This window comes from Streptomyces sp. NPDC032940 (assembly GCF_040636935.1).
Taxonomy (GTDB): domain Bacteria; phylum Actinomycetota; class Actinomycetes; order Streptomycetales; family Streptomycetaceae; genus Streptomyces.
The window spans coordinates 172,844-185,942 of record NZ_JBEZVJ010000001.1 but is presented as its reverse complement, the minus strand read 5'-3'; the positions used below and the strand labels follow the sequence as shown (position 1 = coordinate 185,942).

General features: G+C 72.9%; 13 protein-coding genes. 9 read left to right on the top strand and 4 right to left on the bottom strand.

All coding sequences use genetic code 11. The annotated features are described in order from the left end of the window. Positions 1-107: 107 nt before the first annotated feature. The 9 genes from AB0E77_RS00835 to AB0E77_RS00795 all read left to right on the top strand — a co-directional run bounded on the left by AB0E77_RS00835 (position 108) and on the right by AB0E77_RS00795 (position 9,930). Complete coding sequence (locus AB0E77_RS00835; protein ID WP_361563611.1) at positions 108-1,241, top strand: hypothetical protein; 1,134 nt, start codon at positions 108-110, stop codon at positions 1,239-1,241. A 240-nt stretch (positions 1,242-1,481) separates the two neighbouring features. Beyond that, positions 1,482-2,144 (top strand): hypothetical protein, encoded by a 663-nt coding sequence (locus tag AB0E77_RS00830; protein WP_361563608.1) that lies wholly within the window; start codon positions 1,482-1,484, stop codon positions 2,142-2,144. Positions 2,145-2,963: 819 nt separating this feature from the next. After that, a complete protein-coding gene (locus AB0E77_RS00825) occupies positions 2,964-3,491 on the top strand; it encodes a hypothetical protein (protein WP_361563605.1) in 528 nt (175 codons plus the stop codon). 92 nt (positions 3,492-3,583) lie between these two features. After that, positions 3,584-5,356, top strand: coding sequence for a hypothetical protein (locus tag AB0E77_RS00820; RefSeq protein ID WP_361563603.1), 1,773 nt, complete (start codon positions 3,584-3,586; stop codon positions 5,354-5,356). Then, positions 5,353-5,583 (top strand): hypothetical protein, encoded by a 231-nt coding sequence (locus AB0E77_RS00815; RefSeq protein ID WP_361563601.1) that lies wholly within the window; start codon positions 5,353-5,355, stop codon positions 5,581-5,583. The genes AB0E77_RS00820 and AB0E77_RS00815 overlap by 4 nt, the downstream gene beginning before the upstream one ends. Further along, positions 5,580-6,158: a hypothetical protein gene (locus tag AB0E77_RS00810; RefSeq protein WP_361563599.1), complete on the top strand. Its 579-nt coding sequence runs from the start codon at positions 5,580-5,582 to the stop codon at positions 6,156-6,158. The genes AB0E77_RS00815 and AB0E77_RS00810 overlap by 4 nt, the downstream gene beginning before the upstream one ends. A gap of 100 nt (positions 6,159-6,258) precedes the next feature. Further along, positions 6,259-7,824, top strand: a complete 1,566-nt coding sequence (locus AB0E77_RS00805; protein ID WP_361563596.1) for an AAA family ATPase — start codon at positions 6,259-6,261, stop codon at positions 7,822-7,824. 122 nt (positions 7,825-7,946) lie between these two features. Further along, on the top strand, positions 7,947-8,534 hold the full coding sequence (locus tag AB0E77_RS00800) for a hypothetical protein (protein WP_361563593.1): 588 nt from the start codon (positions 7,947-7,949) through the stop codon (positions 8,532-8,534). A 67-nt stretch (positions 8,535-8,601) separates the two neighbouring features. Then, positions 8,602-9,930 carry an Nramp family divalent metal transporter gene (locus AB0E77_RS00795; RefSeq protein ID WP_361563590.1) on the top strand — a complete coding sequence of 443 codons (1,329 nt, stop codon included), beginning with the start codon at positions 8,602-8,604 and terminating at the stop codon, positions 9,928-9,930. 14 nt (positions 9,931-9,944) lie between these two features. On the opposite strand, the gene AB0E77_RS00790 is transcribed toward AB0E77_RS00795, so the two are convergent. The 4 genes from AB0E77_RS00790 to AB0E77_RS00775 form a co-directional block, all read right to left on the bottom strand. Further along, positions 9,945-11,234 carry a hypothetical protein gene (locus tag AB0E77_RS00790; RefSeq protein WP_361563588.1) on the bottom strand — a complete coding sequence of 430 codons (1,290 nt, stop codon included), beginning with the start codon at positions 11,232-11,234 and terminating at the stop codon, positions 9,945-9,947. A 77-nt stretch (positions 11,235-11,311) separates the two neighbouring features. After that, on the bottom strand, positions 11,312-11,821 hold the full coding sequence (locus tag AB0E77_RS00785; protein WP_361563585.1) for a SigE family RNA polymerase sigma factor: 510 nt from the start codon (positions 11,819-11,821) through the stop codon (positions 11,312-11,314). 70 nt (positions 11,822-11,891) lie between these two features. After that, positions 11,892-12,083, bottom strand: a complete 192-nt coding sequence (locus AB0E77_RS00780) for a hypothetical protein (RefSeq protein ID WP_361563583.1) — start codon at positions 12,081-12,083, stop codon at positions 11,892-11,894. Positions 12,084-12,094: 11 nt separating this feature from the next. Then, positions 12,095-12,946 (bottom strand): helix-turn-helix transcriptional regulator, encoded by an 852-nt coding sequence (locus AB0E77_RS00775; RefSeq protein WP_361563580.1) that lies wholly within the window; start codon positions 12,944-12,946, stop codon positions 12,095-12,097. Positions 12,947-13,099 lie beyond the last annotated feature (153 nt).

The following is a 13,099-nucleotide window of genomic DNA, read 5'->3' as shown; positions in this document are numbered from 1 at the left end:
CCCGAAAGAGCCCGAGCCGCGACCGGGCCGTGCGGTGCAATGGAAGTACGGGGGGAGCACCGGACCGGGCTTGTGAGGGCGGAGGCGACGATGGGATTCTTGATGCCATGCCGCACCCCCCTCACAGGCCCGATCACGCCGCGGTGCTCGCCGAGGTGAGAGCGGTGCGGCGGGCCGGAGTCGTCAGGCTCCGCGGGCTGGACATCCCGGAGCTCTCCCGCATCGCCCGCGAACGGCTGGGGACACCGGGGGAGTTACCCGGCCTCGCGGTCGAGCGGCTGCTCCGGGACGCCGTCGCCGGCATCGGCGGCGGCAGCCTCCAGACCGCCGCCGAGTACACCCTCGGCCTCGCCCAGGGCACCCGCGACTGGCCCCCCGCCGACCGGCGCCGCCGGGCCGCCGAGGTGTACGGCGTCAGCGTCGAACGGTTCCGCAAGCACCACGAGGTGATGGTGCTGGAGCAGATCACCGAGCAGGTCCTCGGCCTCACCGCCGCCGACGGCGACTCCGAGGAGGACGGCTCGGCGGCCCGCGAGGCGACCGACGGCCCGGATGCACCGGCCCCGGATCCGCACCACCTCGCCCCCGCCCACCGCGTGATCAAACCGCGCGTCCACGACCGCGTCGTCCCCGTCACCCTGCACGTCCACTCCGTGGACCTCCTGCGCGACGTCGACGTCGTCGTCTCCCCGTCCAACACCTACTTCGCGCTCCCCGCGCCCTACAAGGCGTCGGTCGCCGCGACGCTTCGCCGGGCCGGGGCCCGCACCGACGCCACCGGGGGAGTCGTCGAGGACCGCGTCCACGACGAACTGCGCGACTGGGCCGCACGCCACGGCATCCCCGGCCGCGCCGCCCTGCCCGGCACCGTCGCCGTCACCTCCGCCGGGGCCATGGCCGCCCAGGGGGTGCGCCGCATCTACCACCTCGCCGTGGCCGTTCCCCGCCCCGGCACCAACGACTACGACGTCCAGCCCGCCGACATCACCCGCGCCGTCGACCGGGCCTTCACCCTGCTCGCCGACGAGTCCGGCCGCCACGACCCGCCGCTCACCTCCGTCTGCCTGCCGCTGCTCGGCGCCGGCCGCGGCGGACTGCCCGCCCTGGAGAGCTTCGGCGCGCTGTGGACGGCCGTGGAGGCCGCACTGGCCCGCGGCGCCCCGTGGGACGTCCACCTGGTGATGCGCCGCCAGGCCCGCGCCGACCTGGTGGAACGGCTCCTGACCGGGCGCCGCCCCTAGGCCCTGTCGTCACATTCCCGCCTGCCCGGCGGTGTCTGGCACGCACGCTCGCCGCGTTGCCGGACCGCCCACGTGGCTCCGCCACGAGGGCGCTCCGGCGCCTTGCGATCGCACGCACCGGACGCCTCCGGGCCCGCCCTCCGGGCGGACGACGGGAATGTGACGACTGGGCCCAGGCCGCCGGCCGGGCGGGGAGCGGCGCCCGGCCCGACGCCCGGCAGACGACGACAAGGGGGACCCGTGAATCCGTACGCCGTGCTGGCCGCGGCGGCAGCCCAATGGCACCGGCTGGCCGACCGTGTCACCGGCCCCACCCGCGAGCGCCTCGCCGCCCTGCTGACCGTCGTACGCCATCGCGAGGCCGGCGAAGGCGCCCGCCGCGGTGCCGCGGAGGAGGCCGCCGGACTGCTCCGCCGGGCCCTGCCCGACGAGTTCGGCACCGCCCAGGTGGCCCGGCTCGCCACCGCCGCCGACACCGCCACCGGCGACCCGTCCTACCTGGGCTTCCGCGCCGACGACCTCGCCGTGCTGCTCCTCGACGGGCACCGCATGGTCGGCCCCGTCCTCGGCCCGGTGCGCGACCGTCTGCTCGCCGAACCCGCCCTGGACCCGGCCACCGTGCTGCGCGGCGGCGGCGACCCCTACGCCCGCGATCTGATCCGGCTGCCCGGCCCCGGCGGACTGGCACGGCTGCCCCGGTTCCAGTTCTCCGAGGGCAGCCTGCCCCGACTGGTCGTCCTGGAGGTCAACGCGCTCCTCGACGCCGCCCGTGACCCCTGGGGCGCAGCCGACTGGTGGCTGGCGGGCAACGCCTGGCTCGGCACCGCGCCCGCCGCCCTCCTCGGCACCGGAGGGGAGCACCGGCTCGCCGACACCGCGCGCCTGCTGCTGGAGGACGTGTGACCGTACCGACCGCGCCGTACGAGGAGGCGGACCCGCCGTGCCCAACTACCGGCCGCCCGAGAACCTGACGGGCACCCCGGCCGAGGTGACGCCCGCCCAGGGCACCCTGCCGCACCGCGTCCACGCCCTGCACCGCGGCGCCACCGCCTTCACCCCGCGCCCGCGCACTGCCTCCGGGGCGGCGGACGCTTCGACGCCACACCCTGCGACCGCTACGGCCACCTGTACGCCGGCACCACGCCCGGCGCCGCCGTGTGCGAGACCCTGCTGCGTTCCCTGCCCCTCGACCCGGCCGGCGGCCCGCGCCCGGTGCCCGGCGTCGCCGTCGCCCGGCGCGGCCCGAGCACCCTGCGGCCGGCCGCCGACCTCACCGTGGTCTCCCTGATGACCGATCAGGACCTGCCCGGCGTGAGCCAGGACAGCCGGCTGGTGCGGACCGCGGCGCAGGACCCCGCCTACCGGCCGCCCGCACCGTGTCCGACGCGCCCTCGCCCCGCCCGTCCCGCCCGAGGAACTCGCCGCCGAACGCGAGTAGACCCTCGACACGCTCGTCCGGCTCTGCGCCGACGACTCCGACGTGCCCGGCCTGTGCGCGTACGCCGGCGAACGTCCTCATGCCGGAGAGTCCGTCGGTGCCCGGGACGCTCCGACGCGGGAACGCGACGACCGAACCGGGTCCATTCGGGGCGTGTTCCGGTCACCAGCAGGTCGTTTGGTGATAGCAGTCGCGCTCTTGACGGTTCGTCATTACGCTTCGTCTCCCGTGCATCACGCAACCGGTCCTCCGGTACGCGCCACCCATGACTCTCGGGGGACACCATGGGGTACGCAGAACACCCACGTCGCGTCGTCCGGCCCGGGCAGCAGGGGCCGCAGGTCCCGTCCGCCCGGCCCCTGTCCTCGCCGGGCGCCGGCCGCCGCCTGGTCGGCGACCTCGGTACGCCCGGGAGCCGGACGTCCGGCGCACCGGGCCCGGGCGTGACCCGCCGCGAGCTGTACCGGTCGCGCCCGCAGGCCCTGCGCGACGCCCTGCACCGGCTGGACGCGGGGATCGACGAGCAGGCCTGCCGGTCCCTCGCCGAGTGGATCCGTGAGGAGTACACGACCACGTACGGCGCGGTCCCGCTCGGCTTCGTCGCCCGCTGCTACCTCGGCCCGCCCTACGTGGACCACCAGCTCAACCTCTTCGGCGTCATCGTGCGGCACTTCGCCCCCGCCGAGCCCATGCCCGACCCGTACTCCTCGGCCCGGATGCTGGCCCGCTCCGGCGGCTACGCGTACATCGAGGTGTACAGCGACGGACTGATCCTGCCGGTCCTCGAGGACGGCACGGTCGTACGGCCCTGAGAGCGCCGCCCCGAGCCGTCCCCGGCCCGCGGGCAGCGCCGCCGAGAAACACGCCGGCCCCCGAAACCCCCGCACGTGAACGGAGTTCGCGCATGTCCGAGGTCGACTACGCACTGCACCGCAAGGTGCAGGAGGTCAGCAACCTCGTCGTCAGACTCACCGAACAGGTCGGCTCGGTCTCCGGCCAGGTCTCCACCGTCGAGGCCAACCAGCAGCAGACCCGCACCGAACTGCAGGAACTGCGCGACGAGTTCCTCGCCTTCGTGCGGCAGGCCGAGACCACCGCCAACGTGCAGCGCGCCGAGACCCGCATCGGCGTCATCGAGGACAAGATCGACCACGAGTTCGGCCACCACAAGACGGTCCGCCGCACCGCCGTCGGCATGCTCCAGGCCTTCGACGTCGGTCTCGTCTCCGAGGACAACGTCCGGATGGTCAGCGACCAGCTGATGATCCAGACGCCCCGCTACTGGCTGGCGCCCGCCCTCGTCGCCCTCGCCTCCTGGTCGGCCGACGACCGGGGACTGTGCGAGCGCGCCGTCGACGAGGCGTTCCGCCGCTCACCCGACCGCACCGCGCTGTTCTTCGCCCTCGTCCTGCGCCGCCAGGGCCGCCGCGAGGGCGCCGTGCGCTGGCTGCGGCACTACCTGCTGGCCCAGGACCCGGCCTCGCTCGGCCGCGAGTTCGCCGTCATCCTCGAGGCCATCGCCCAGGGCGCCTTCGGCGTCGTCGGCCGCGACCTGCTGGACCGCACCCTCGCCGAATGGCGCGCCCAGCTCGCGGACAGCGCCGAGGCGCAGGCCAGGCAGACCAAGCGCTGGCGCGACGAGATCGAGACCCTGCGCGGCCCCTCCGCCCAGCAGGAGTTCCCGCGGCTCGCGGCCGTCTCCCCGCAGTGGGGCCGGCTCGACGCGGTGCTCTCCGGCGCCCGCGGCCAGCAGCTCCTGCTGGACAAGTACCGCGCCGTCCTCGACCGTGAGTTCACTCCCTCGGACCGCATCGAGGACGCCGTCGACGACATCCTCGACCGCCTCGTCTCCGAGTACGACAACGAGGAACTGCCGCTCCGCCGCGACCTCGCCTTCAACCAGGCCGTCATCGACCACGACGGCGACCTGGACACCGCCCGCCGGGTCGCCGACGCGGACGCCGCCTCGTACGAGGAGACCCTCGACTACCTGACCGTGCAGACCACGGCCGCCCTCAACCCGGAGGCCATCGGCACCTCGCCGGCCACGCAGCGGCTGGCCGTCGTCGCCTGCCACGAGTGGTTCCAGCACGCCCACGCCGGACACACCCGGGACTACCGCGCGGCCATGCCGCAGGACGTCCAGGCCCACTTCGGCACCGCCTGCACGGTGGCCGCCCGGTCCTTCCGGCTGCCGCCCTGGACCGGCTCGTTCACCCAGCCGCTGGCCACCCTGGAGAAGTCCCTCGCCGACCACTGGGACCAGCACATGAATCCGTTCATCGAGGCGCTGGCCTACCCGTGGCTGAAGAAGGCCGCGCCCCTGATCGCGGTGGTCGTCGGCATCCTGCTCTTCATCACCCAGGTGAACGTCGGCTTCGCACTGGGCGCCGCCGCCGTCGTCGGCGTCGCCTGGGGCCTCGTCCTGCGGGGTGGCGCCCAGGCCGCCCAGCGCGACCAGAACACCGCCCGCCAGGCCCTGGAGGCGGCCAAGACCGAGTCCCTGCACGCCCTGCGCGGCGCCTCCGCCGAACTCACCGACTGGTACGAAAAGTTCCGCGCCGCCGACCGGGTGGATGCGAAGGTCCGCGAGCTGATCGCGTCCCTGAAGACCGAGGGCGGTCCGGCCTCGCCGTTCGAGGGCCGCACCGTACGCCAGGAGGACGACAACCGATGACCACGCCCAGCACCCCGCCCCACCCCCGCCCGGCGCCGGACGCGTCCCCGTGGGCGGGCTCCGCCGACGCCGGACGGGCCCAGACCTCGCCGTGGGGCGCCGTGCGCCGGACGCAGCAGGAACGCGTCACCAGCAGGCTGCGCAAGCTCGTCGAGGGCCTGCCCGACTGGGAGCCGCTGCCGCCCGGCGAGACCCTCGTACGCCGCCCCGGGAGCACCGCCCCGTGAGCGGGCTGTGGGGCGACGGCGGCGCCTACCAGGCCTGGGTGGACTTCCTGCGCCGCTGGGCGGCCCGCGAGCCCGTCGACCCGGCCGCCCTGCCCTCCCTCACCGACGAGCACTTCGACGCCGACACCTGGGTACGCCTCGGCTCCCACCTCACCGGCGCCTTCAACACCCGCCTCGGCTCCTGGGCGGACGCGCTGGTGCGGGCCCTGGACCAGGCGCGCGACGAGTTCAGCTACGGCCGCGAACTCACCCAGGCCCGCGCCGGACTCCGCGAGGTGCGCGCCCTGGCCGGCCACCCCGGGCTGCCCGAGTCCCTGCGCACCGAGCTGCTGCGCCTCGTGGACCAGCAGATCCCCCAGGTACAGGAGCAGCTCGAGCAGCAGCTGGCCGAGGAGGAGCGCCGCGGCGCCGACCGGCGCCTGCTGGAACGCCGCCGCCGCACCCTGCGGGACAACGCCCTCACCGGCGTCCTCACCCCACCCCCGCCGACGGAGCCGGCCACGCCGGGCGTGCCGGACCCGTGGGCGGCCGACGTACCCGGCAGCCCGCCCCGCCGGCGGATCGTGCCGGGCTGAACCTCCCGGCCGCCGCACGCTCCCCTCACGCCCGCCCCGCAGGCCCGACCGCACCGGCTCGCGTCTCCCGCCCACCCTCGCCCCGAAGGCCGAACCCCGTATGTCGAACTACGCCGAGAGCCTCACCCACCTCGACAGCTACATCTCCGCCCGCGTCCCGGTCATCGCCATGCGGACCATCGAGCAGCAGCGCGCCCTGCGGCTGCTGCGGGAGGCGGCCACCCAGCCCCGGCGCAGCAACATGCCGTTCTGGATCTACACCCGCGCCACCGGCCTGCGCGACCTGCGGACCAACGCATCCGTCCAGGACGACCGTTCGCTCACCGGCGCCATGGACTTCGCCGCCGCCCAGTTCGGCAGCCGCGCGGGCGCCACCGTCGTCTTCGTCGACCCCGACGACCTCGAGTCCGACACCCCGGTCACCCGGCACTTCGCCGAACTGGCGCGGCTCGCCGACAGCAACATGGGCAGCATCGTGATCATCACGGACACGCCCGTGTGGAGCGGCCTCCAGCGGCTCGGCATGAGCCTCAAGCTCGACCTGCCGGACTCCGAGGAGATGTACGGCATCCTCAGCGGCTTCCTCGGCGACCACCACGGCCACATCCCGATCGAGTGGACCGAGGAGGACGCACGCCGCGCCGCCGAGTTCCTCAGCGGCGTCACCGAGGCGGAGTGCATCAACCTGATGGCGACCATCGCCGCCAAGGGCTCCATCCTCAAGGAGGACGTCCTCGGCCTCGCCCAGGCCAAGGACCGCATCTTCAGCGACCTCACCGGTCTCGAGCGCGTCCAGCTCCGCGACAGCGACTACGCCGTCGGCGGCCTCGTCGGCCTGCGCACCTGGCTGCGCCGCAAGAACGACATGATCTCCCGCGACCTGCGCCGGACCGCCCTGCGCCCGCCCCGGGGCGTCCTCCTCGTCGGCGTCCCCGGCTGCGGAAAGTCCCTGTCCGCCAAGGCCATCGCCCACGAGTGGCGGCTGCCGCTGTACCGGCTGGACATGGCCAGCATCCACGGCAAGTACCTCGGCGAGTCCGAGGGCCGCTTCCGCGAGGCGCTCGCCATGGCCGACCGGGTCGCGCCCTGCATCCTGTGGATCGACGAGATCGAGAAGGGCCTCGCCGGCCGCGACGACATGTCCGGCGTGCCGCAGCGCATCATCGGCCAGTTCCTGTACTGGCTCCAGGAGTCCCAGTCCCGCGCCTTCGTCGTCGCCACCGCCAACGACGTCCGCAGCCTGCCGCCCGAACTCCTGCGCAAGGGCCGCTTCGACGAGCTGTTCTTCGTCGACCTGCCCGACGCCGAGGACCGCCGGGAGATCCTCGGCATCTACTACCGCCGCTACCTGGAGACCGAGCCGGAGCCCGAGCTGATCAACCGGCTCGTCGACCTCTCGGAGGGCTTCGCGGGCTCCGACATCGAGGCCGCGCTGCACGACGTGGGGGAGGAGGCGCTGATCCGCGGCGGGGTCGGAGCGCTCAAGGACTCCTTCGTCCTCGACACCTTCGCCGACGTACGGCCGCTGAGCGTGAGCAACCCCGAGCAGATCGAGGAGATCCGGGCCTGGGGCCGCGAACGCGCGGTACCGGCCGGCCGCGGCGCGGTGACACCGGTGCCCGGCGACGGGGGCCGGACGCGGCGGATCGTCTTCATGGACGAGTGAGATCGTCTTCATGGACGAGTGCGGGGGCACACCCGCGCCGACGCACAACTGTGACGTGCGGGAACGGTGGTGACCCGTGGCCCGGCTGTTCCCGGCACAGGAAAGTCGTCCATACTTCCGCCGTGGAGCAGCGCATAGGTTCGAGCAGCAAGCCCCTGGAAGGCGCCGGTTTCGACCCGGCCTTCATCCCCGGGCTCACCTCGCCCGTGTCCGGCGAGCCGGAGAAGGCCGAGCCGGAGGAGGTGGAGGAGGAGAAGCCGCCGACGGCCACGGAGCCCACGGACGACACGGCCGGTGAGGACACGGCCGCGGCCGAGGACCCCGGCACCGAGGAGGCCCCCGACGTCGACGGCCCGGTCTTCGAGGCGTCCGACCGCCGCGCCCGCATCGTCGCCGACCACCAGGGCGTACGCCTGGCCCTCGACGACCAGGCGTGCGAGTTCCGCTGGGACGAGATCGGCGCCGTGGAGACGGAGACGGGACGCTTCGGCAAGCGGTTCACCATCACGGTGCACACGCCGGACCGGCGGTGGTACCCGATCGAGATCGAGGCCACGTCCCGCAGCCGCTTCAAGGAGTGGGAGACGGCACTCGACGAGGTCCTGGACGCGTACTTCGAGGACGGCGAGACCGGTGAGGACGGCGAGACGGGCGAAGCGGGCGGGGACGGGGACGGCGAGGAGCAGAAGGCCGCAACCGCCGCCGAGTAAGCGCATCGCGTGAAGATCCCCGCACGCCCTCTTGCCCCACCGGCCGCTTTCCGCTTCCTTGGCTCGCATGGCGGACACCACGGGCAACACCAGGGACACCGGTGCACCACTCGGGGCCGGGGCCGACCCGGCTCCCCGTAAGTCCAGTTGGCGCCACATCGGCCCCGGCATCGTCGTCGCCGCGACCGGTGTGGGCGCCGGCGACCTCGTGGCCACCCTCATCGCGGGCAGCAACTTCGGCTACACGCTGCTGTGGGCCGCGATCATCGGCTGCCTGGTGAAGATCTCCCTCGCGGAGGCGTGCGGCCGGTGGCACCTGGCCACCGGCCGCACCCTCTTCGACGGCTGGGCGAGCCTCGGCCGCTGGACGACCTGGTTCTTCGCGGTCTACGCCGTGATCTGGGGCTTCGTCTACGGCGCGGCGGCGATGTCGTCCAGCGCCCTGCCCCTCCAGGCCCTGTTCCCGGACGTGATGGACCTGAAGTGGTGGGGGGTGGCCTGCGGCCTGGTCGGCCTGGTCTTCGTCTGGTTCAACAAGTACGACGTCTTCGAGAAGGTCATGACGGTCCTGGTGGGCGTCATGTTCGTCGTCACCGTCTACCTGGCGATCCGGGTCACCCCCAACCTCGGCGACGCCTTCGCCGGCCTCCTGCCGGTGCTCCCGGACGAGAAGGACTCCGTCCTCAACACGCTCGGCCTGATCGGCGGCGTCGGCGGCACGATCACGCTGGCCGCGTACGGCTACTGGGTCAACGCCAAGGGCTGGACCGACACCGGCTGGATGAAGGTCATGCGCCTCGACAACCGGGTCGCCTACGCCACCACCGGCATCTTCGTCGTCGCCATGCTGTTCGTCGGCGCCGAACTCCTCCACTCGGCGAACATCGCCATCGCGAGCGGCGACAAGGGCCTGATCCAGCTCGGCGACGTCCTGGAGCAGGAGTACGGCACGGCGACCGGCAAGCTCTTCCTGATCGGCTTCTTCGCCACCTCCTTCACCTCGCTGATCGGCGTCTGGCACGGCGTCAGCCTGATGTTCGCCGACTTCCTGGCCCGGCAGCGGGGCGAGCGGGAGGCACGCGGCGACGAACTGGCCTCGGGCCGCCGGGAACGCTCCTGGGCCTTCCGCGCCTACCTCCTCTGGCTCACCTTCCCGCCCATCGTCCTGCTCTTCCAGGGCCAGCCGTTCCGCCTGATCATCATCTACGGCGTCCTGGGCGCCGCCTTCATGCCCTTCCTCGCCCTCACCCTGATCTGGCTCCTCAACTCCACCCGCACTCCCCGCGCCTGGCGCAACGGCGCCCTGAGCAACGGCATGCTCGCCGTCGCCGGCCTGCTGTTCCTGGTCCTGTGCGTGAAGCAGGTCTGGGACCAGCCGTGGTCGGAGTTCTTCTGACCCGGCACCGGCGCTCAGCGCAGCCGGTCCCATTCCGGGCTGAGGGCGATCTTCTCGAGCTGCTCCATGGTCAGCGCGGGGGCGTCACGGGTGGCGTCCTCGTGCTGGGCGCCGGTGTTGAAGGCGCTGACGACGACACGGAGCCCGCCGGGCCGCATGGTGTCGGCGGTCCACATCACGACCCCGGCGCCGCCCTTCTCACCGGGTCCCTGCGAGGTGGTGACCAGGGTGCCGTCGGGGCGGGTCTCGGCGGAGCCGTAGAGCTGGTCGGCGACGTCCCGCATGTCGGGCTGCACGTTGATCTGGACGAGGCTGCGGCCCTTGCCGTCGTCGAGGACGACATAGGCGTACCCGGTCTCCTGCTCGCCCCGCGAGACGACGTCGACCCCGTCGGGCAGCAGCGACACCAGCGTCTTGCCGATCGCCGCACCCGACGCCTCGGGCCCCCCGCCGACCGCCGCGCCGGGTGCCTCGGAGGCCGCCGCCTTCTCCCTGGCGGCCTTCTTCGGGTCCTCCGGGATCGCGTCCACGACCCGCCGCCACACCTCGGCCGTGACGACCTTCTTCAACTGGGCGGGCGACAGCGGCGGCTGTGCCCGCGTGATCGCGGCGTCCTTCTCCGCCGGCGCGTTCCACTCGCTCAGCGACACGTGCTGGCCCCGCGCCGTGACCAGCTCCGCCGACCACCACTTGGTGTCCACACGCCGGTCGGGATACTCGTAGCCCTGGTAGATCATGAGCATGGAGCCGTCGCTCAGCCGGCTCGTGCTGCAGGCGTCGTACGCCACCAGGTCCTTGTCCGGGCAGGTCGTCATGTCCCTGACGCTCTGGCTGCCCGGCTCCACCCGGTCGAAGCTGATGCCGACCGCCGCCGCACCCCGGCCGTCGTCGAACACGAGGTGGGCGTTCGGCGGCATCCCCGGGACGGTGCCCGACGCCTCCCCGCCGCTCACCTTGCCCTTGGGCAACAGCTTCCCGAGCTCCTCGAGGAGGTCGTCGCCGGAGTAGGACGCGGTGGGCGCGGGGCTGGCGGCGGTGCCGCTCGGCGGGGCCGCGACGGACGTCTGCTGCGGCTCGGCCGAGTCACCGCCGTGCGGCAACAGCAGTGCCCCGCCCACCCCGACGAGGGCGATCCCGGCCGCCCCGCCGAGCACCCCGGCCCGCCGCCGCAGCCGCGCCCGGCGCCCCCGTTCCCGCCCCCCGGCGGTCAGTGCGGCCCGGTCGGCGTCGAAACCGTCGCCGGCATCGCGCAGAGCGGCGCTGAGCCGCCCCTCGAAGGGATCCCGGTACTGGCCTTCGGACATGACGAACCACCCTTTCGACAAGGTGAGAGAAGAAGTGTGAGACGTGAGGCGTGGGACGTGAGGCCCTTCGCGTGCCGTCAGGGTCTGGCGTACTCCGCGAGATCCTCGCCCAGCAGCTCCCGCAGCCGGCCGAGCGCCCGCGAGCACCGCGTCCGCACGGCCGCCGAGCTGACGTGGAGCACGTCGGCGGTCTGTTCGACGGACCGGTCCTCCCAGTACCGCAGGACGATGACGGCCCGGTCTTTGGCGGGCAGCCGGGCGAGCGCGGCCAGCAGCGTCAGCCGCAGGGGCGCGTCCCCGTCGCCGGTGCCCGGCAGATCGGGGAACACGTCGGTGGCCCGCTCCCCGCTGCTGCGCCGCCGCTGGTGGGCGAGGAAGGTCCGGGTGAGCACGGTCTGCGCGTACGCGGCGGGGTTGTCGGCCCGGGACACGCGTCCCCAGCGGACGTACAGCCGTCCGAGGGTCTCCTGCACGAGATCCTCGGCGAGATGCGTGTCCCCGGCGGTGAGCAGACACGCGGACCGGTACAGATGCCCGGCCCGCGCCCCCGCGAACTCGGCGTAGTCGTCCGCCCGCCCCTGCCTCATACGCTGCGTCCCCCTGCGCTCGCCCCGTACTGCCTACACCTCATCGATGCGGTGGGGCGGCGGAAATGTTTCACAGAAGGTGATCGGCCTTGCCCGCCTTGATGTCGAGGATCATCCGCCGCAGGGCCTCCCGGCTGTCGGTGAGGTACGCCTCCTCGTCCCCGGCTATGGCGATATAGGCGTTGCCGTCGTCGTCGGTGCCGAGGCGGAAGCATGAGTTTCCCTCGCCGCAGAACGGCTCTTCCCACATGATCTCGCTCATCGAGCGTCTCCTCACAGGTCGTTGGCGATGTCCCGGATGAAGTCGCGTGACGCCGATGCCGACAGGGCGATGCGCTCCATCCAGTCCAGGTGCGCACGGTACTTCGCCAACTGGGCCTCGGCGTGGAGGAAGTCGGGTCCGTGTGAGCTGTCGATCTGCACCGTGTCGAGCTGGGGTACCGCCCCCTCCGCGTACAGCACGGTCTGACCGGCCCCGGGGAAGGCACCGGCTGCGAAGGGGATGACCACGACCGTGACGTTGTCCTGCTCCGACCTTTTCAGCATGTGCTCGAGCTGTGCCCTTGCCACCTCTCGGCCGCCGAACTGCATGCGAAGCGCCGCTTCGTGCACGATGGCGACGAACCGAGTCCCGTCGGGCCCGTCGAGCACCTGCTGACGCTCCACACGGTGGGCCATGCGCAGGGCGACTTCGTGTTCGGGCAACTGCGGGATGACGACCCGGAAGACAGCCAAGGCATGGTCGGACGTCTGCAACAGCCCCGGGATGTGCATGGAATAGGCGGCACGCATACGCACGGCATGCGCCTCCAACTCCGCGATGTCCAGCATTCCTTGGGGGAGAGATCCGCGATACCTCTCCCACCAGCCCCGGCGGCCGGCCGCCGCCATGTCGACCAGCGCCTCCACATACCGTTCGTCCTGGCAGTCGCAGTTGCAGGCGAGCGTGCGGACCCGCTCCGGACTGATCGCCCGCACGCCGGACTCGATGTGCGAGATCTTGCCCCGGTCCACCCCGAGGAGTCCGGCGGCGAACTCGGCGGACATGCCCGCAGATGTGCGCATGCGGCGAACCTCGACCCCCAGCCGCTTCTGCCGTGCCGTGGCGGACGTCCTCGCTCCCATGCCGCTCCCCTTCCCCTGTCGTCTGAGCAGTCTGCCGCGTGGGCACAGCGCTACCCACGATCGAGCGCATTTTTCACCATCGGGTGCCAAATTAGCCCCCGGCGCCGATACCTTCTGTAACGCACACGCTACACACGGCGGTCGGCAGTGCAT

What these genes read in the sequence shown, in the direction of transcription:
- AB0E77_RS00795 (WP_361563590.1), top strand. Translation starts at nt 8,602, where the DNA reads ATGGCGGACACCACGGGCAACACCAGGGACACCGGTGCACCACTCGGG.
- AB0E77_RS00780 (WP_361563583.1), bottom strand. Translation starts at nt 12,083, where the DNA reads ATGAGCGAGATCATGTGGGAAGAGCCGTTCTGCGGCGAGGGAAACTCA.
- AB0E77_RS00785 (WP_361563585.1), bottom strand. Translation starts at nt 11,821, where the DNA reads ATGAGGCAGGGGCGGGCGGACGACTACGCCGAGTTCGCGGGGGCGCGG.
- AB0E77_RS00805 (WP_361563596.1), top strand. Translation starts at nt 6,259, where the DNA reads ATGTCGAACTACGCCGAGAGCCTCACCCACCTCGACAGCTACATCTCC.
- AB0E77_RS00825 (WP_361563605.1), top strand. Translation starts at nt 2,964, where the DNA reads ATGGGGTACGCAGAACACCCACGTCGCGTCGTCCGGCCCGGGCAGCAG.
- AB0E77_RS00835 (WP_361563611.1), top strand. Translation starts at nt 108, where the DNA reads ATGCCGCACCCCCCTCACAGGCCCGATCACGCCGCGGTGCTCGCCGAG.
- AB0E77_RS00820 (WP_361563603.1), top strand. Translation starts at nt 3,584, where the DNA reads ATGTCCGAGGTCGACTACGCACTGCACCGCAAGGTGCAGGAGGTCAGC.
- AB0E77_RS00775 (WP_361563580.1), bottom strand. Translation starts at nt 12,946, where the DNA reads ATGGGAGCGAGGACGTCCGCCACGGCACGGCAGAAGCGGCTGGGGGTC.
- AB0E77_RS00815 (WP_361563601.1), top strand. Translation starts at nt 5,353, where the DNA reads ATGACCACGCCCAGCACCCCGCCCCACCCCCGCCCGGCGCCGGACGCG.
- AB0E77_RS00790 (WP_361563588.1), bottom strand. Translation starts at nt 11,234, where the DNA reads ATGTCCGAAGGCCAGTACCGGGATCCCTTCGAGGGGCGGCTCAGCGCC.